Below are 18350 nucleotides of genomic sequence, written 5' to 3' on the forward strand. Positions count from 1 at the left end.
CTCAGAATGGAATCAAAGTCGCCAACTTGCCTTCATTTATACCGATGCCTGCACAGGCGCGGGCGCAGCAGCAATCGCCTGCACGATTTCCGGCGGGAGACCAAAACGAACATTCTCCGGCATCACTTCTACTTCTTCGACGCTTGTAAAACCCTTTTGACGCAAATAATTTACGACGTCCTCGACCAGAACCTCGGGCGCGGAAGCCCCTGCCGTGATGGCGACGGTCGATACATTCTCGATCCACTCAGGGTGGATAGCTGCCGAGTTATCAATCAGATAGCCCTCGGTGCCCAGGTTGCGCGAAACCTCGACCAGACGGTTCGAGTTGGAGCTGTTGTTTGAGCCGACGACCAGCACCAGGTCAGCGTTGTGGGCGACGTTTTTTACCGCGGTCTGGCGGTTCTCAGTCGCGTAGCAGATGTCCTGCGAGTGTGGGCCGGCGATTTTGGGAAACTTTGTTTTGAGCGCGTGGATGATGTCGCGCGCCTCGTCGAGCGAAAGCGTGGTCTGCGTGAGATAGGCGACGCGCTCAGGGTCGGGAACCTGGAGAGCCTCGACTTCTTCGACACTCGAGACAATCTGCGTCACATCGGGAGCTTCGCCGGAGGTTCCTTCAATTTCATCGTGGTCGCGATGGCCGACCAGCACCAGCGAATATCCCTGCTTGGCGAACTTGACTGCCTCGACGTGCACCTTGGTGACCAGGGGGCAGGTGGCGTCGATGACTTTCAATTTGCGCAGCTTGCTCTGCTCGCGCACCGCGGGCGAGACGCCGTGGGCGCTGTAGATGACACGCATGCCTTCGGGAACCTGGTCGATTTCATCGACGAAGATGGCGCCCTTCTCCGCCAGATCATTCACAACGAAACGGTTGTGGACGATTTCCTTGCGGACGTAGATAGGCGCGCCGAAGGTCTCGAGCGCGATCTTTACGATGTCGATGGCGCGGACTACACCGGCGCAGAAGCCACGCGGCTTCAGCAGCAGGACGCGCTTCTCTGGTGGTGTGGAAAGGGTGTCAATACTGGTCGATGTCACATTTATCAGTATACCGTGGCAGGGGGCGAGGCGATAGGGAGATGGACGTGCTCAGAACGGCACTCTTTATGCCTCATTCCATGGGTTTACGACCGGCACACCGCAATCTTCAAAATGGCAGGTATTGCGGGTGGCTACGGCGGCCCCATGGGAGCGGCGATGGCCGCAATCTGCGCATCGAATTCGCTGATTGCCCTGCTGCTTCTCCTGCGCCAGGCAGCTATTCTGGCGAAGTGCAGCGCGGCTTCGTCATCGAAAGGGAGCACGCGTCCGGCAAAGGTGCCCTTGAAGACCGACTCTGCGGCTTTTGCTATGGCTACCCGCTTCTTTCCCTCTGGCTTGATTTCAATGCCATAGTAGATTTCCGCCCGGCTGATCGCGGTTGTATACAGCTGGCGAAGCGGCTGCGCACTGAACCAGGCAGCGACTTTGGCGTCGGGAGTAACACGCATGACTTCTGAAATGACGTTGGTATCGACAATGATCATTTGTCGTATTCGGGCCCGCTGAAGTCTGGAGGCTCCCGCAGCGGCGCCCGCGTGTACGCCTGCAACTCCACGCCCTTCAAACCCGCCTCGGCAAGATGGCGGCGAATTGACTGATAGGCGTTCTCTTCTTCCTGCGGCTTTTGCTCCACGGCGGAAATCAGAATCTCCCGCGCTTCCTCTTCCATGGAATGGCCATGCAGGGCTGCGCGCACGCGGAGCTTCGCTTTTACCTTTTCGTCCAGTTTGCGGATGGTGATGCTGGCCATGCAATCAATGCTAGCACTGCCGGCAGTGCTTCCAATCGGATCCAAGGAAAGCAAACAGCCGCATTTCTTTCTGGAAATGCGGCTGCCTGGCTTGAGTGAATGTTGCTGGCTACTGCGTGACTGTGATCGAAATCGCAGTTGAGGTGGAAGTGTTGTAGTTTCCATCACCGGCGTACTTGGCTGTGATGCTGGCTGTTCCTGTTCCGCCTGTACCGCCGCCGCCGGTGCCACCAGTCCCGCCGCTTCCGCTTCCGCCACTGTTATTGTTGCTGCTGCCTCCGCAGCCTATGGCAACGGAGAGGGTGACGGCGAAGACAACCAGCGTCACAAAACTGCGCCAGCTGCGGCGCCGTGCCGGAATTGCCAGGAAGAAGACGCAGGCCAGCGCTGCGGCACCTCCTGAGAGTCCCCACGGGAAGGCGGGACGGGCGAGTCCGGCTTTTTTGATGGCTCCCAGCTGGCTGCCGGTAAGCGAGAAGGAAGCTGTCGACTCGACCAGGCCGGTGGTCGAGCTGTATCCCTGCGTCAGCGTAGCAGCGGTGCCGATCGGAGTAGAGCCGTTATAGAGCTGCACTGTTCCCGATGGCGGTGCGCCGATGCTGTCTGCGGTAATCGAAACCGAGATGGTCACGCTCGCCGTAGTGCCGACGCTGGCAACGCTCGAAGCAGCCGCCGCAGTGGTGTTCGCCTTTACAACGGTGAAGCTCTGCGCGGCGCTGGTGCTGGTTTTGAAGCTGGCATCACCGCTATAGGATGCAGCGATGCTGTGCGTGCCCACGGAAAAGCTCTGCGCCGGGATCTGGTAATTGGAGTAGGTAGCCGCCCCATTGCTGGCAACGGCTGCGCTGCCCAGTGTGTTACCGCTATCGGTGAAATTCACTGTTCCTGTGGGGACGCCATCAGGATTGATGTTCCCGTTGGAATCAGTCGGCGAAGCATTGCCGTAGGGCTGGGCAACTGCAAAGTTGAACAGGCCGTATGGAACGCTGCTGGCAGACCCGGTGTAGTTGTTGGCCGTGGAAGCGTCATAGACGTTGATGCTGAGCGCGGTGGTGCTGCTCTCAGGAGTGATATTGACGGTAACGCCGGGCGAGGACGTGCTGGAGGCATAGGTGCTGTTTCCTCCATAACGCGCGCTGACCGTGTAAGTACCGCCGGGAAGCTGGTTGGACGTGCCGCTCGCCGAGCCATTGGACAGCGTAAGAAAATACTGCCCGGTCGAGGTCATGGCGAGTCCGCCATTCTGTGATGCGCCACCGCTGCTCGTGTTGTTGGTGTTGTTGTTGACGATGGCGACATCGCCGGTGGCTGCCGACGGGCTCACGCTGGTGGCGAAGGTCAAGGAGGTGCCGTGCGGCACGCTGACCGCTGCCGTTGAACCATTGATGGTCAGGCTGGTGCTGGTGGAAGTGAATTTGGCATTGCCCCAGTTGGCGATGAGCTGCGAAACATCTACGCTGCCCAGGCCAGTCGCGGCATCGTAGTTTGCACCAGCGTTATAACCAGTCAGGAAGCTGTTGCTGCCGCAGTTGGCAGCCGTTCCGCCCGAGCAATATACGGAGTTATTGCCTGTGGTTACGTCATGGAAAATTGTCGAGTACAGCGACGACCGGGCTGCGAGATTGTAGAGGACATAGTCTGCCTGCCCGAGTCGCGCACCACCCTGCGACTGTGCCACCAGTGCAAGCATTCCCGCGAATGCGGGAGCGGCAGCCGAGGTTCCACCAACGCCGGAAAAGGTTGTGCTGCTTGTGAATTGCCCGCCTGTCTGCTGGCAATCAGTAGACGCAGTGCTTGATCCGTTCGAAACATTGTCAGAGCAGAGCACCCAGAGCGCGCCGTAGGCGCCGTCAGCGGCAAGGAGCGAAACGTCAGGGACGGTGCGGAAACTGCTGCTTACGCTACCTGGGACGACTCCGCTCTGAAACGAAGGCTGGGAGTAGCCGGTGCTTGCGCCAGTGCAATTTCCATTGGCGTCAACTGTTCCGGTGGTGCACACGGCCGCGCTGCTGATGCCGCCACCGGCGCCGACGATATTTGTATTGCCCTGGCTGTCTTTAAAGGCCGTATTGGCCGAGAGGCTGCCATCGTTCGTGGCAGGAGAATCGTTCCAGGGATTTTCCGGAATGTACTTGAGCGCTGTCCGGTAGTAATTCGAAGCGCTGTTTGTGGTGCTGACGTATGTACTGAAGGAACTGACGAGCGTGTTGTAGTCTGTTCCACCGACAGCAATGTTGTAAGGAGTGGAGGCGAGGCCACTAATGGCGAGGCCATTCGTCGCCACGGTCTCTGTATTCGGATCGTCGCAGCCTGCTGAGCCGCTGTCACCTGTGGAAGCAGTGACGGTGATGCCCTGCGCTGCGGCCTGCTCCCACGCATTCAGAATCTGCAGGTTGCCGCTTGCTCCCTGAGAGGCCTCGCAGGCACCGAAGCTGACATTCAGGATGCTTACTGCGTTGTCATCAAGCGCGCGATAGATGGCGAGGAAGAGTCCTTGCTGAAGATCGGTATCGGCAGCGGTATAGAAATTGATGTTCGCGCCGGGAGCAATGCCGCCGGACACTTCAAGATCAAGCAGGGCTTCTGTTGCGTCGCCATTGATGCCGGGGTCGTTGCCATCGATGATGACTGTGGGCTGATTCGTGTAGCTAGACGGCAAAAAGCCTGCGCGGTAGGCAGCAATATCACTCATCGTGACATTCGAGTCGCCGACAACGCCAATCGTTACTCCTGTGCCGTCATAGCTTTTGCCGCCCACCAGCGATGAAGCCGACGAAGAATAATTTGCATTCAGTGTTGAGTTGGGCGTGTCATAGATAGTCGCAGCGTCGGCCGGATCGACATACAGATAGTTATTTCCTGCACTGTCAGACAGCGTGAGATCAGGCTTGATCTTCTTGGTGTCAGGATCGAAATGCGCAGTGGATTTTCTGGCTGCGCCGGCCTTGGGACGGAAATCATTCAACGAGGCGATACCGCCGACTACTGGGGCAAGCGCCGCAGGGATCTGCGGATCCGTCGCGTTGGCAAAGTGCGATTCACCGTTCACGTTATAGCGATGAATCGAAGTATGGAAGGCCTGCTGAATCTGGACCACGTTTCCTGAGAAGATAACGGCGTTGCGCGCCTGCGGCACTTTATCGACGGTGAACCCCTGCGACTGGAGCCACGCTGTTACGGTGTTCAAATCCGTGTCGCTGATGCCGTACTGCTTGCCGAATTGCACGGGCGTGAGCCACTTGCGGAAATTGGGAGATGCGGGGTTCTGCACATCGCTCAGGAACTGCTTGAGCGAAGCTTCCTGTGCGTCGCTGCGCTTGAGCACCAGCATGATGCGCCCGGTGGACATGGAGCCAGGCGCCGCTCCCTGATCAAACCGCGCCTGCGCCAGAGGATGCACGTTGTGCTGCAGAGTCGTGCGCACATCCTGGTTGATGGGTTGGGTGATGCGGTTGGGAATAACGGTTTCCGGCTGGTTCTGCGCGAAGCCCTGAACGGCAGTGAAGGCGAACAGCCCGGCAGCGGCTAGCGCGGCCAGACGAGAGACGATGCGTGGCTGTGGGTATCTAGGGGACATGGCCATCCTGTGAAACTGCGTTGGGTTGGATTGGGAAACTTGTCAGGAAAAGAGACAGCAGGGAAGGCGCGTTCTGCGACGCGCTGTAAATTCAGCTCGGTTGTATGACAATGCATGGTCACTGTCAAGCAAGGCCTCTGTGCGATAGGTTAGACCACAAATAATAAAAATTAGTTGCGGTGGCTATGCTCTTTTTTATGTACATCAAATAGTGATTGCACACACTGAAGCGTGACAAATCCTTACAAAATATATCTTTTTTGCCTTAAAGCGGATATCTGCCGGCATCGATGGAGCGCTTTGCGAGAGCGCGGCCGATCTGAATGGTATCCGCAGGCTCATGTTTAGCGAGGCGGCGCAGGATCGCAAGTTGTGTGCGCAGCATATCGCCCTCAGCAACTGCGGCGATCACGCGGCGCGCAGCCTGCTCGATAACGGACATGGCGTGCGCGGCGTAGTATTGCGTGGCTAAAATCCCCAGGTTAGCGCCCTCCGGTCGCGAACCCGGGGCACCCTTTCTTGCGCGGAGGAGAGATGATTCGAGCGCGTAGATTTCGATGAGCATGTCGGCGAGATCGGCCATGATCTCCTGCTGATCGGCAAGCGCGTTCATGTATTTCTGGCTGGCGGCTCCGGCAGCAAAAAGCGCGAGCTTCTTCGCATTGGCGAGAATGCCGGCTTCGCGCGCGAGTGCGTCTTCCTCACCTTCATTGAAGTTTGGCGCAGGCGGAGACATGACCTCGTCCATAAGCTGCTTGATGGCGGGTAGCAGGGGGAGCTGTCCGGTCATGGCGCGCTTCATGAGGAAGCCGGTGATGATGAGGCGGTTGATTTCGTTGGTGCCTTCAAAGATGCGGTTAATACGCGAGTCGCGATACGCGCGCTCGGCGGGATACTCTTCGACATATCCATAGCCGGCGTAGATCTGGACGACGTGATCGACGACGGCGTCGAGCATCTCCGAGCCCCAGACTTTAAGGATCGAGCATTCGACGGCGTACTCCTCGATCTTCTTCTGGATTTCGCGGGAGTTGTGCGCCTGCTCTTCGGGGATGGATGCGAGCGCGGCGTCAATCATGCCGACGGTGCGGTAGGTCATTGCTTCGCCAACATAGATGCGCGCGGTAGCGTCGGCAATCTTCTGCTGGATGAGTCCGAAATCGGAAATCGATTTGCCAAAGGCCTTGCGTTCCTTTGCGTACTTGATTCCGTTGGCGAGCGAAGTGCGCGCTCCGCCGAGGCAGGCTGCTCCCAGCTTGAAGCGGCCGATGTTGAGGATGTTGAAGGCGATGTGATGGCCCTTGCCTGCTTCGCCGAGAAGATTTTCGGCGGGCACCTTGCAATCGGAGAGTATTAACGGACATGTAGACGAGCCGCGAATGCCGAGCTTGTGCTCTTCGGCGCCTACTGTAAAGCCCGGCGTTTCGCGCTCAATGAGGAACGCGGACATCTTTGTGTTCTTCGGGTCCGGGTCTTTCGGGTCGATGATCTTTGCGAAGACTGTGAACAGGTCGGCAAAGCCCGCGTTGGTGATCCACATCTTTTCCCCGTTCAGGATGTAGTGCGTGCCGTCATCGGAGAGCTCGGCGCGCGCGCGGATATTCATGGCATCGGAACCGGACGTTGCTTCGGAAAGCGCATAGGCGGCGATCCATTCTCCGGTAGCCAGTTTCGGCAGATATTTTTCTTTTTGAGAATCTGTTCCATACCAGACGATAGGCAGCGTACCGATGCCCACATGGGCGCTGAAGGCAACGGAAAAGCTTGCCACCATCGACATGCGGTCGGCGATGATTGCGGAAGTAACCTTGTCCATGGCAAGGCCGCCGTACTGCTCGGGGACATCGACGGCCATAAGGCCGAGATCGCCAGCTTTGCGGAGCAGGCTGCGCGTCACATCGAAGTGCTTGGCTTCGATCTCGTCTGTGGCAGGGACAACTTCATTTGCTGCGAACTGCGCTGCCGTCTCGGCGATCTGGCGCTGCTCGTCGGAGAAGTCTTCGGGCGTAAAGATGTCTGAGGGCTGACGTTCTTCAAGCAGAAAGCTGCCGCCGATGACGGCTTTGGCAGGCGCTGCGGTGGAAGCTGTAGCCATGTACGGTGCTCCTGTTTTCAGTCAACGGAACATGCTACGCCTGTTTGTTGAAGATTGGTGTGCTTCCTTCCCTCAACTTTTGCGGAGGATGTAGCGCCGTGCCTTAAGGTATAACTGTTATACTACTTCTGTGCGCGTCCATTTTGACCGGCAGAAGAGCAGGCGGCTCAGGGCGAATCCCAAGCGCGGTATCGGATTCGAAGAGGCGCAGGAAATATTTGCTCAGCCGTACTATCTCGACCAGCGCTCGGATATTCCGGAGCAGTACAGGGCCATTGGCTGGGTAGGAGACCGGCTTTATTCGGTCATCTTCGAGGTGCGGGAAGACAGCGACGGAGAGTATTACCATCTCGTGACCCTCTGGAAGGCGACAAGACAGGAGCAGGAACTTTATGAAGAAAATTCTTAAAGGCAAAAAAGCGGTTTCAGCGGAGACCATCGCCCGCCTTGCGGATAAAGGCGAGGATGTATCGCGCTTTTTTACCAACAAGGGCCGCATGATGGGGGCGATTCAGCGAGTCAATGTGGACTTTACGGCTCCGATGCTGGAGGAACTCGATACGGCCGCGAAAGAGATGAACATCAGCAGGCAGGCTGTGATCAAGACGCTTATTCGGCAAGCACTGGATCAGCATTATATGGCGGTGCATCGGCGGGGGTGACTTGTACGATCTCACTTATTTCGCAAAGAAGAGGGACTCCTAAAACTCCAAATTTTACTCATCAGAATAAATAGCGCTGACGATTAAACACACAATGCCTAAGAAGAGCGGCGAGGCCAGCATGAAAATCAACCCAAGTGACGGCCCACCTCTTTGCTCTGTTCCGGTCTTCATAAAAAGACCACCGAGGCTAACGCCAAACAAGACTATCGTTATCGTTGGACCCAAAAGAGCCCAAACTTTAGCACCACGCCATCGTTTAAAGATTCCATAGCCTCCAGTGCCAAGACGATTATCAGGAACAGTCCAACTACCGCTATTGCCCCCAACATTTCAAGTATGAAAAAAGTCCAAGGGACAAGGCTGATTGCAGTAGCAACATACACGGCAAGTGAAATAGACTCGGCGCGCGTGATGGGCCTTTCCGAACCTTGAATTAATTCAAACATTCAAATACTCCGGCGGCGCCCATGCCGCCGCCTACGCACATCGTTACTAATCCATAGTGGAGGTTGCGGCGTTTCATTTCGTGGAGCAGCGTCGCTGTGAGTTTCGCTCCTGTACAACCAAGTGGATGGCCCAGGGCAATGGCCCCTCCGTTGACGTTGACTTTGGCGGGGTTGAGTCCTGCCTGCTGGATTACGGCGAGGGACTGTGCGGCGAAGGCCTCGTTCAGTTCGATCAGGTCGATTTGATCCAGATTTAATCCGGCGAGCTTCAGCGCTTTGGGGATGGCGAAGACCGGGCCGAGGCCCATTTCTTCCGGCAGGCATCCGGCGGTGGCGAAGCTGACGAAACGGGCTATTGGTTTGATGTTGAGTGACTGTGCTCGTTCTGCTGACATGATGACTGCGGCAGCGGCTCCGTCTGAGGTCTGCGAGGAGTTCCCGGCTGTGACTGTGCCCTTTGCGTGAAAAGCCGGCTTGAGCTTGGCCAGCGCTTCGGCTGAAGTATCAGCACGCGGGCCTTCGTCGGTCTTGAATTCGGCGGTTTTTACTTCGGGCTTGGCCGGGTTCTTCGCAGGCGTGGAATATGTAACCGTGACAGGCACAATTTCTTCCGCGAACTTTCCCGATTGGATGGCGTTGAGCGCATTCTGATGGCTGCTCAGAGAAAAGGCGTCGGCCTGCTCGCGGGTAATGCCATATTTTGCGGCGACACGTTCGGCGGTTAGGCCCATGGAGAGGTAGCTGTCTGCGTAGTGGTCGATGAGCCAGGGGTTTGCGCTCACCTTGTTGCCGCCCATGGGCACCATGCTCATGGATTCTGCCCCGCCGGCAAGCATGACGTCGGCAGAGCCAGAGCGGATGCGGTCAGCGGCGATGGCGATCGACTGCAGTCCCGAAGAGCAGAAACGGTTGATAGTCATGGCCGAGGTTTCGACCGGCAATCCGGCGCGCAGGCTGGCGATGCGGGCGACGTTCATTCCCTGCTCGGCTTCGGGCATGGCACAGCCGAGGATCACGTCTTCCACTTCTTTGGGATCGAGCGCAGGGACCTTGTCCAGCGCGCCTTTGAGAGTGACGGCGGCCAGATCATCGGGGCGCGTAAAAGCCAGCGTGCCCTTCGGGGCCTTTCCTACAGCGGTGCGGACTGCGCTTACGATGACTGCGTCTCTCATTGATTCACCTCAGTTGTTTCCCTCAAGGGTCAGCCAGCTTCCGTTGCGGTAATAGCGGACGGTAGAGGACCGCTCCACATAATCGTCTTCTATGCCGTCGTGGTCAAATGGGCCGTGCTGGTGCACTCCGGGGGTGTGCATCATGCCCTCGGGCGGAATGGCGCTGATGCCCCAGGCTGAGCCCATCATGCTTGAGGGCGTTTCTGCTCCCATGCGTTCCGTGCTGGTGTGCGTGACCAGCGTGAAGGGTTTCTCGGGAGAGCTTTGAAGAAATGCGAGCAGGTCGATCGATCCATCATGTGCGCAAAGCACAGCCCAGTCATTGCTTCCCTTCTTTTCGAAGGATCCGTGGATGACATTTTCGGGATGTCGCGCTTCGAAGGTCTGCGGGATCAGGCAATGCAGCGCGTTCAATTGTGTTGCGATGTTTTGCGGGAGATTTGGAAAAGAAGTAACGGGCAGCAGGCGGATTCTGTAGTCGCGTGTTCCCTCCGCTATTTGCAGCTGGCCGGTCTGGGTTTGTTCGGTGCCGGGATTTGCAGTTTGGCCATGCGCCAGGGTAACCAGCAAGCCAGCAATACAGGCTTTTGTGGCTAGTCCGGGAAAAAGCAGGTTCTTCGACTGCGCACCTTTGGTGCTTCGCTCAGAATGACAACTTGTATTTATCCGCTCAGGATTACAAATTATTTTCAATTTGCGGCGACGGTTTGACTTACGCATCACAATCAGTTTCGCAGAGGCTTGCCGGTTTTAAGGGTAAAGGCAATGCGCTCCTGTGTCTTGCGCTCGCCGCAGAGGGAGAGAAATGCTTCGCGTTCAAGATCGAGCAGGTACTGTTCGCTTACGAGAGTTCCAGGCGTGACGCTTCCTCCGCACATAATACGCACAAGGTGGTGCGCGATCTTTACGTCGTGGTCGCTGATGTATTCGGCCTGCCGCATCAGGTGCACGCCGAGTTTGAGTGTCGCGGCGACCTGATCGCCGGGAATGGGGACCTGTGTGCGCGGCGCTGGTGCTGCGTAGCCGGATTCGGCGAGATAAACGGCTGTTTCGCGCGCGTCGAGCAGCAGGCGCTCGCGGTTGGGCGTGATCTTGTCTGAGGATTTCAGCAGATCAAGGCCGCGGGCTTCTGCAGCCGATGTCGAAACCTTGGCCATGGCGACAGTCTCAAAGCGCTGCTTCAGGGCTTCCTGCAGTTCTCCGGAGAAGGCGAATTTCAGCGGCACATCGGCGGGGTTGATGCCTGCTTCGGAAGCTGCAGCATCGACGGCGTGCAGCACCATCTCCTTGGTGCCGCCGCCTGCGGGAATCAGACCTACGCCGGTTTCGACCAGGCCCATGTAGAGCTCGGCGTGAGGCTGGCGCGCGGCTCCGTGGAGCGAAATCTCTACGCCTCCGCCGAGGCAGAGATTAAATGGCGAGACCACAACCGGGCGCGGGCAGAATTTGATTGATGAGGTCATGTGCTGGAAGGCGCGGACGGCGAGATCGACCTCGTCCCATTCACCTTCCTGCATGACGAGGAGCAACTGCATCAGGTTTGCGCCTACGGAAAAATCCGACGCATCGCCGCTGATGACGAATCCGCGAAAATTGCGGACAGGCTCGCTGTCGGGATGAAGTGTCTGCGTGATGAGAGAAACAATGTCGTCGCCGATGGCGTTCTTCTTCGAATGCAGCTCGATGCAGGCGATGCCTTCTCCGATATCGACCAGCGATGCGCCTGCGTTCTTGCGGATGACTCCGTTTGTGCGTTTGAAGACTGCAACGCTGGCCACGCCTGCCGACTCCATAGCCTTGTAGTCGCGTGCAGAGGAATCGAAATACGCACGGCCAGTTTGTGTCTCGCTGTACCAGCTTGTTTTCCCTGATGCGAGCAGAGCTTCCGCCTGCGGGCTTATGTGCTCGTCCCGAGCTCGCAGGCGCTCGCAGCTCTGCGACACGCCGATGGCGTCCCACATTTCGAATGGGCCGAGCTCCCAGTTGAAGCCGGTGCGCATGGCGCGATCGATTGCGGCAAGATCGTCGGCTATTTCGGGCAGGCAATCGGCAGCGTAGTTCCAGATACGCGTCAGCAGCGTCCATTGAAAAAGACTGGCCTTGTCCTTGCCGGGGCCGGAGCCGATGAGCAGCTGCAACCGCTCCGGGAGAGCTTCGGCATTCTTCGCCATTTCGAGCGATGGAAATTTGGGGCGCTTCGTCGGTCCGTAGTCGAGTGTCTTCCAGTCAAGCACCTGGCGGTTGTTCTTAGGGTCGGGCGCATCGGGAATCTTTTTGTAAAAGCCCTGTCCGGATTTGTCGCCGAGCCATTTGCGCTCCAGCATAGTTTCAATAAATGCGGGCACTCTGGTTGCCACTGCATCTTCGGCTTTTGTGCTCGAAAAATTTCTTGCTACATGCGCCAGCACGTCGATGCCGACCATGTCCGCGAGACGAAATGTCCCGGTGCGCGGCCAGCCGATGCTCGATCCGGTCAGGGCATCCACATCTTCAATGGTGAGATCCATCTGCTGCATCAACTCGACAGCGGTCAGCATGGCGAAGACGCCGATACGGTTGGCGATGAAATTCGGTGTATCGTGCGCGTAGACGATGGCCTTGCCCAGGCGGCGGTCAGCGAACCCGGCGATGGCTGCCACTGCGTCAGCGTCGGAGTCCGGAGTGCAGATGATCTCAAGCAGCCGCATGTAGCGCGGCGGATTGAAGAAGTGCGTGCCGAACCAGCGGCGGCGGAAGTCAGCGGGCATTCTTGACGCAATGGAAGCAACAGGCAGTCCGCTGGTGTTGGTGGTGACGATGGCATCAGGGCGCAGATGCAGCGCGATTTTTTCCAGCAGCGCCTGCTTGATGTCTAAGTTCTCGGTGACGGCTTCGATGACCCAGTCACAACCTTTCAACTGCGCGAGGTCATCTTCAAAGTTTCCCGGCGTGATGAGGGCGGCATTCGCAGCATCGTAAAACGATGCCGGTTTTGCCTTGAGAAGCGCCTGCACGGCCTGCCTGGCGATTGCGCTGCGATCTACAGTTCCGGATGGGGCTCCGGGTGGAACGATATCGAGCAGAAGAACAGGGACTCCGGCATTGGCCAGGTGCGCGGCGATGCGCGAGCCCATGGTGCCTGCGCCAAGCACGGCGCAGCGGCGAATGAGAGGAGTGGTCGCTGTCGCGGCAGGCGAGGCGGCAAGAGTGGTGCTCATAGGAGAAAAACTCCTTGCGTTTGCGGGCGCAGAATACTAAGGCGCTCTGCGCTGGGTCAAGTTTGACACGCTGACGGCGCACAGTTAGCGTCAAAATAGTTCAGAAACAGAATTTTTTCTGTTTGGTTTTGAGGTCGCATGAGATTCCCTTCTGCTGTGCGTCTGCTCGTCCTGCTGTGCTGCGCTACCCTGGCCGTCCGGGCGCAGGATCTTTCCAGCTTTGAGAAACGCGTCACTAGCAAAGTTCTTCCCAACGGGCTTACGCTGATCGTCTGCGAACGGCCCGAAGCGCCGGTCTTCTCCTATTTCACAATTGTCGATGCGGGTGACGCTAACGATCCCGGCGAAGAGTCGGGGCTGGCTCATATGTTCGAGCACCTTGCCTTCAAGGGCACCAGGGACATCGGCACAACTGACTATGCCGCGGAGAAAGTGGCGCTCGATAAAGTGGAGCAGGCTTATGCCGCCTATGACGACGAATACCGCAAGCGAGTGGGCCGCGATGAGCAGAAACTGAAGCAGCTGCATGCTGCCTTTGAGCAGGCGCAGGCTGAGGCACAGAAGTATGTCGTTCCCAACCAGTTTACCGAGCTTGCCGAGGCCAACGGCGCAGTGGGACTGAATGCGCAGACCAGCCTCGACGAGACGCAGTATTTCTGGAGCATGCCGTCGAATCGCCTGCAGTTGTGGGCGTATATGGAGAGCGACCGCATCGCCAATCCAGTGCCGCGCGAGTTCTACAAAGAACGCGACGTGGTGATGGAGGAGCGGCGCATGCGCGTTGATTCGAACCCGATCGGGCGCCTGGCGGAGCAGTTCCTTGCAGCCGCTTATGTTGCGCATCCTTACCGCCGTCCGGGAGTGGGGTGGGAGAGCGAACTGAGCCAGATCACGGCAACGCAGGCTGAAGCTTTCCACAAAAAGTACTATGTGCCGTCGAACATCGTGATTGCGGTGGTAGGCGATGTGAAGGCTGAGGAAGCGATGCCTGTCCTCGAGAAGTATTTCGGCGCGATTCCAGCGGGACCAAAGCCTCCGGAGATGACAACCGTTGAGCCGCCGCAAACTGCGGAGAAACAGGTTGTCATCAAGGAGCAGACGCAGCCGCTTTACCTTGAGGGCTATCATAAGCCGGACTATCGCGATCCCGACGACGCAGTCTATGACGCGATTCAGGACATCTTCACGAATGGCCGCACCTCGCGGCTGTACCGTAGCCTGGTGCGCGACCAGCAGATCGCGGCTGCGGCAGAAGGCTTCAGCGGATTTCCGGGAGATAAATATCCCGGCCTTTTCGCCTTCTTTGCTGTGCCCAACCCCGGGCATACTCCGAAGGAAATGCAGGCCGCCATTCATAAGGAAATCGACAAATTGAAAACTTCTGACGTGAGCGATGAAGAGCTGGCCATGTTCAAGACACGCGCGCGGGCCGATATCCTGCGCGGTCTGGCAAATAACCAGGGACTGGCTGAAGACCTTGCCACTTATCAATTGCGATACGGCGACTGGCGCGAATTGTTCAATCAATTGAAGAAAATTGACGTCGTAAGCAAGGCTGACATTCGCCGCGTAGCCAACAAGATATTCACGGAAAACAACAGGACATCCGCGATGGTGGAATTCGAAGCACCCAAGGCTCAGGACTCCCGGCAAGCACAGGGAGGTGGGCAGTGATTTCAACACTTCAGCGGCTAAAGCCGCGTGGATTCCGTCAACTCGATGTGAGGGCTAAAGCCCTCACCTACCCGGTGCTTTTCCTCGCCCTGGTGTTTGCTTCCCCATTTACTCACGCGCAACAGGCGCAACCGTGGAAGCAGATTCCTGTCCCTCCGCTGCATGTATTTCACCCGCAGCAGCCGAAGCGGATTGAGCTGAAAAACGGCCTTGTGATTCTTCTTCAGGAAGATCACGAGCTTCCTTTTATCAGCGGCTTCATTGAAATGCGCGGAGGATCGCGCGACGAGCCTGCTGGAAAAACCGGCCTCATTGACCTTTACGGCGATGCGTGGCGCACCAGCGGAACCGCGAACAAAGATGGCGACCAGCTCGATGATCTGCTGGAAGCGAAAGCGGCGAAGGTGGAAACCGGAGGCGATGTTGATTCGACCTCTGTTTCCTGGTCGTGCCTCAAGCAGGATGAGAACCAGGTCTTCGGTATCGCAGTCGATCTGCTGGAGCACCCTGCTTTTAAACAGGAAAAGCTGCTGCTGGCCAAGCAGCAGGCGGCAGCGGAGATTGTCCGGCGCAATGATGATGCCGGCGGCATCGCGGAACGCGAAGCCACGAAGCTTGTCTATGGAGCGTCGAGCCCGTATGCCCGGCAGGCAGAAATTGCGACTCTCAAGGCCGTCACGCTCGATGATCTGAAGCAGTGGCACGATAAGACGATCGTGCCCAACAATATGATCATCGGCGTTGAAGGCGACTTCGATTCCACGGCCATGGAGAAGACGCTGCGCGATACTTTTGAAAATCTTCCACGCGGTGCGGCATGGCCCAAGCCTCAGGGAGAATTTTCCGGGCCTAAGCCGGGCGTTTACGTTGTCAATAAGGACGATGTGAACCAGAGCAACATCTACATTGTCGGGCTGGGCACGCTTCGGAATAATCCGGACTTTTATGCTCTTTCCGTCATGAATGAAATTTTCTCCGGGGGCTTTGGCTCTCGGCTTTTCCAGAATGTGCGCACGAAACAGGGCCTTGCATACTCCGTGGGTGGAGGCTACGGGGCCTCTTATGACCATCCCGGCATGTTTCGCGTGATCGCCGCGACCAAGAGCCCGAGCACGGTAAAAGCAACGCAATCGATGCTCACGGAAATCGGCGATCTCAAAGTGAAGCCGTTTACCGAAGACGAGCTGAAGCGCGCCAAAGACCAGGTGCTCAATTCTTTCATCTTTAATTACGACACGAAAGAGAAGGTGCTGGCTGCGGCGGCAAAGCTTGAGTTCTATGGTTATCCAGCAGATTTTCTCGAAAAATATCATGACAGTGTCGAGCGCGTGACTACGGCCGATGTTGAGCGTGTGGCAAAGAAATATATCGATCCAGGCAAGCTGGCTGTGCTGGTGGTGGGCAATCAGCAGGAATTTGGAACGCCGCTTACGGAGCTGGGCAAAGGCGCACCGCAGCCGATTGACATCACCATTCCCGGAGTTCCGAAGCAGGGTCCCGGCCAGCCGGGCGGCAGCGAAGGAGAGCAGTAAATGCGGTTGGGCATTGTCATTATGGCCGCCGGCAAGGGCACGCGGCTCAAATCAAAACGCGCGAAGGTCCTGCACCAGATTGGCGGAAAACCGCTGGTTGAGCACGTGATTCATGCAGCGACACAGATTGTGTCTCCGCAGGATGTATTTGTTGTTGTCGGCCATCAAGCTGGAGCAGTGCAGTCCGAGGTCGGGCGTCTTGGTGTGAACTTTGTGACTCAGTCCGAACAACGCGGGACAGGGCATGCGATTCAGACGGCTCGCACGGCAGTGCAGGGATATGACCACATCCTCGTGCTCTCGGGCGATGTTCCTTTGCTGCAGCCGGAGACAATTGCGCGTCTGCGTGATTTCCATATCGCCGAGCGTGCAGCGATGACGATTCTTACCGCTGCTCCTGACAATCCCCTGGGTTATGGCCGCGTGATCCGCAGATCTCCGGGCTCGGCCGAAGTAGCCGTCATTGTGGAACAGAAAGCGCTCACGCCGGAGCAGGAAAAAGTGCGCGAGATCAACTCCGGCATCTATGCCTTCGCCACGAAATCGCTCTTCGAACACATCAATGAGCTGACTACGAACAATGCGCACGGCGAATACTACCTGACGGACATGGCCCATGTGCTGGTCAGCGAAGGCGAGCGCGTGGTGGCTCTCGAAGCGGCATCTGCCACTGAGGTGCTGGGCGCGAACACGCTGGCTGAGATGGCCGCGCTCGACGCGGAGATGCGCCTGGCAACCGCTCGCAGGCTGATGGCGAACGGCGTAACCATCTACCGCCCCGAGACCACGGTCATCGACTCAGATGTGAAGGTAGGTGCGGACACGATCATCGAGCCATTTGTGCAGTTGCTCGGAGGTACGCATATTGGCGAGAACTGCCGCATTCGTTCGTATTCCGTCATCGAACAGTCGACCATTGGAAATCACGTTCTCGTGCAGAACGGATGCATCATCAATCAATCTGTGGTTCACGCAAGCGCAGTGCTCGGGCCATATGCCCGCCTCCGTCCGGGCAGTGAGATCGGCGAAGAAGCGCACATCGGCAACTTCGTAGAAACAAAAAAAGCGCGCATCGGCAAAGGGTCGAAGGCCAACCACCTGAGCTATCTGGGCGACACGGAGATCGGCAGCGGAGTGAATATCGGAGCGGGAGCCATCACATGCAACTACGACGGCGTGAACAAGCACCGCACCTTGATTGAAGACGGAGTATTTGTAGGCAGTGATTCCACTCTGGTCGCGCCGATTGTCATCGGGCGCGGGTCATATATTGCCGCCGGGTCCTGCATTACAGAAGATGTTCCGGAAGAGGCGCTGGCCCTGGGACGCGCCCGGCAGACGACAAAACCGGGATGGGCAGCGACCCGCCGTCGCGCAAAAGAGGTTGGAAAGACAGGCTAGGCCGCGGCCAGAATATTGCGCAGGCGAATTCTCGCGGAAAACAGGGTCCGGTTTACCTGTGCCTGCGGCATGCCGGTAAGCGCAGAAATTTCACCGGGGGCATAACCCTCTACATCCCGGAAAAGGAAGAGCAGACGTTCAGCTGGCGGCAACTGCTGGAGGGCTTCTTCCAGATCAGTGCGGCCCACGTTGCGGGTACGAATTTCCATTGAGGTTTGGAGGGGGGCTGCTGTCTCAGCTGTAGAAAAGGAGAAGCGCGCGTTCAACTGGCGCATCAGGGAGCTATCAATGGCCTGGCCGTCAGGCTTCGATACTGCTGTGAACGCATCTATGAAGCTCTCTTTGACAATTTCTTCCGCTGCCAGTTCGTTCCCCGTCATATAGAAAGCTACGGAGAAGATACGATGACGGTGACTATCATAAATATCCTGCTGGACCTGCTCGATCGACCGCTTTTCAGCTTTTACGGCGACGATTTTCTGAGGTAGCCCGGGCAAATTAAGAGTCACGAACGTCCTTTCCAGGCGGAGCTGCAACCGGCAAAAATATTCCGTGCGGAATTAGATGCTGTCTCAACAGAGTGAAGTTGTCAGCTATAGCCAGAACAAAAAGTAAACAGACATATTACGAGAGATGGTGCTTTCTCCAGAAAATATGCACAATACATCTGGAACCCTAATCGCTTTTCAATTAGAGTTTTTAGGATCAAACTCCAACAAGATCTTAATAACAGGATAGCAGCAGATCATTTTTTTAGGGGAAGTCTGGCTCTTCAGCGTCAGTTCAACAGGCACAA

At 57.2% G+C, this 18350-nt stretch carries 15 protein-coding genes; 5 read left to right on the forward strand and 10 right to left on the reverse strand.

Annotated features, from left to right (window positions below; all coding sequences use genetic code 11):
- Positions 1 to 36 precede the first annotated feature (36 nt).
- The 5 genes from AC5S16_RS05140 to AC5S16_RS05160 all read right to left on the reverse strand — a co-directional run bounded on the left by AC5S16_RS05140 (position 37) and on the right by AC5S16_RS05160 (position 7467).
- Positions 37 to 1041 carry a 4-hydroxy-3-methylbut-2-enyl diphosphate reductase gene (locus AC5S16_RS05140; RefSeq protein WP_493928958.1) on the reverse strand — a complete coding sequence of 335 codons (1005 nt, stop codon included), beginning with the start codon at positions 1039 to 1041 and terminating at the stop codon, positions 37 to 39.
- A 134-nt stretch (positions 1042 to 1175) separates the two neighbouring features.
- The gene (locus AC5S16_RS05145; RefSeq protein ID WP_493928959.1) at positions 1176 to 1529 is read right to left on the reverse strand and encodes a type II toxin-antitoxin system VapC family toxin; all 354 of its coding nucleotides are present in this window, start codon (positions 1527 to 1529) and stop codon (positions 1176 to 1178) included.
- On the reverse strand, positions 1526 to 1795 hold the full coding sequence (locus AC5S16_RS05150; protein ID WP_493928960.1) for a FitA-like ribbon-helix-helix domain-containing protein: 270 nt from the start codon (positions 1793 to 1795) through the stop codon (positions 1526 to 1528). The genes AC5S16_RS05145 and AC5S16_RS05150 overlap by 4 nt, the downstream gene beginning before the upstream one ends.
- A gap of 109 nt (positions 1796 to 1904) precedes the next feature.
- Positions 1905 to 5372: a protease pro-enzyme activation domain-containing protein gene (locus AC5S16_RS05155; protein WP_493928961.1), complete on the reverse strand. Its 3468-nt coding sequence runs from the start codon at positions 5370 to 5372 to the stop codon at positions 1905 to 1907.
- Between the two features lie 265 nt (positions 5373 to 5637).
- Entirely contained in the window at positions 5638 to 7467 is a 1830-nt protein-coding gene (locus AC5S16_RS05160; protein WP_493928962.1) for an acyl-CoA dehydrogenase FadE, read from the reverse strand.
- 130 nt (positions 7468 to 7597) lie between these two features.
- On the opposite strand from AC5S16_RS05160, the gene AC5S16_RS05165 reads away from it, so the two are divergent.
- Entirely contained in the window at positions 7598 to 7876 is a 279-nt protein-coding gene (locus tag AC5S16_RS05165; RefSeq protein WP_493928963.1) for a BrnT family toxin, read from the forward strand.
- Positions 7860 to 8129 (forward strand): hypothetical protein, encoded by a 270-nt coding sequence (locus AC5S16_RS05170; RefSeq protein ID WP_493928964.1) that lies wholly within the window; start codon positions 7860 to 7862, stop codon positions 8127 to 8129. Before AC5S16_RS05165 ends, AC5S16_RS05170 begins: the two co-directional genes overlap by 17 nt.
- Before the next feature lie 212 nt (positions 8130 to 8341).
- Here AC5S16_RS05170 and AC5S16_RS05175 read toward each other — a convergent pair whose 3' ends face one another.
- From AC5S16_RS05175 to AC5S16_RS05190, 4 genes are all read right to left on the reverse strand, one after another.
- On the reverse strand, positions 8342 to 8578 hold the full coding sequence (locus tag AC5S16_RS05175; protein ID WP_493928965.1) for a hypothetical protein: 237 nt from the start codon (positions 8576 to 8578) through the stop codon (positions 8342 to 8344).
- On the reverse strand, positions 8566 to 9750 hold the full coding sequence (locus AC5S16_RS05180; RefSeq protein WP_493928966.1) for an acetyl-CoA C-acyltransferase: 1185 nt from the start codon (positions 9748 to 9750) through the stop codon (positions 8566 to 8568). The genes AC5S16_RS05175 and AC5S16_RS05180 overlap by 13 nt, the downstream gene beginning before the upstream one ends.
- A gap of 9 nt (positions 9751 to 9759) precedes the next feature.
- On the reverse strand, positions 9760 to 10320 hold the full coding sequence (locus AC5S16_RS05185) for a hypothetical protein (protein WP_493928967.1): 561 nt from the start codon (positions 10318 to 10320) through the stop codon (positions 9760 to 9762).
- 155 nt (positions 10321 to 10475) lie between these two features.
- Positions 10476 to 12947: a 3-hydroxyacyl-CoA dehydrogenase/enoyl-CoA hydratase family protein gene (locus AC5S16_RS05190; RefSeq protein WP_493928968.1), complete on the reverse strand. Its 2472-nt coding sequence runs from the start codon at positions 12945 to 12947 to the stop codon at positions 10476 to 10478.
- A 138-nt stretch (positions 12948 to 13085) separates the two neighbouring features.
- On the opposite strand from AC5S16_RS05190, the gene AC5S16_RS05195 reads away from it, so the two are divergent.
- The 3 genes from AC5S16_RS05195 to glmU are packed head-to-tail and all read left to right on the forward strand — an operon-like array spanning position 13086 to position 17554.
- Positions 13086 to 14621: a M16 family metallopeptidase gene (locus AC5S16_RS05195; RefSeq protein WP_493928969.1), complete on the forward strand. Its 1536-nt coding sequence runs from the start codon at positions 13086 to 13088 to the stop codon at positions 14619 to 14621.
- Complete coding sequence (locus AC5S16_RS05200) at positions 14618 to 16153, forward strand: M16 family metallopeptidase (RefSeq protein ID WP_493928970.1); 1536 nt, start codon at positions 14618 to 14620, stop codon at positions 16151 to 16153. Before AC5S16_RS05195 ends, AC5S16_RS05200 begins: the two co-directional genes overlap by 4 nt.
- Entirely contained in the window at positions 16154 to 17554 is a 1401-nt protein-coding gene (glmU, locus tag AC5S16_RS05205; protein WP_493928971.1) for a bifunctional UDP-N-acetylglucosamine diphosphorylase/glucosamine-1-phosphate N-acetyltransferase GlmU, read from the forward strand.
- Here the strand turns inward: glmU and AC5S16_RS05210 are convergent.
- On the reverse strand, positions 17551 to 18090 hold the full coding sequence (locus tag AC5S16_RS05210; protein ID WP_493928972.1) for an RNA polymerase sigma factor: 540 nt from the start codon (positions 18088 to 18090) through the stop codon (positions 17551 to 17553). The genes glmU and AC5S16_RS05210 overlap by 4 nt on opposite strands.
- Between the last annotated feature and the right edge of the window lie 260 nt (positions 18091 to 18350).

Source organism: Acidobacterium sp. FHG110202_01 (assembly GCF_059115305.1).